Here is a 518-nt window from a genome sequence, read left to right on the forward strand (position 1 = left end):
CTGTCTCTTGATCAGATCTTGATCCCCTGCGCCATCAGATCCTTGGCGGCAAGAAAGCCATCCAGTTTACTTTGCAGGGCTTCCCAACCTTCCCAGAGGGCGCCCCAGCTGGCAATTCCGGTTCGCTTGCTGTCCATAAAACCGCCCAGTCTGGCTATCGCCATGTAAGCCCACTGCAAGCTACCTGCTTTCTCTTTGCGCTTGCGTTTTCCCTTGTCCAGATAGCCCAGTAGCTGACATTCATCCTGAGTCAGCACCGTTTCAGCTGACTGGCTTTCTACGTGTTCCGCTTCCTTTAGCAGCCCTTGCGCCCTGAGTGCTTGCGGCAGCGTGAAGCTTTCTCTGAGCTGTAACAGCCTGACCGCGACAAACGAGAGGATCGAGACCATCCGCTCCAGATTATCCGGCTCCTCCATGCGTTGCCTCTCGGCTCCAGCTCCGGTTTTCCATGCCTTATGGAACTCCTCGATCCGCCAGCGATGGGTGTATATGTCGATGACCCGCAAGGCTTGGGCTAG

1 protein-coding gene is annotated in these 518 nt (G+C 56.0%); it reads right to left on the reverse strand.

Features of this window, described 5'->3' with window-relative positions:
• Positions 1-11 precede the first annotated feature (11 nt).
• On the reverse strand, positions 12-518 hold a 507-nt coding region (locus OKC27_RS22870; protein WP_270806767.1), incomplete at its 5' end, for an IS4 family transposase.

Source organism: Aeromonas sp. QDB62 (assembly GCF_027705695.1).
GTDB lineage: Bacteria > Pseudomonadota > Gammaproteobacteria > Enterobacterales > Aeromonadaceae > Aeromonas > Aeromonas allosaccharophila.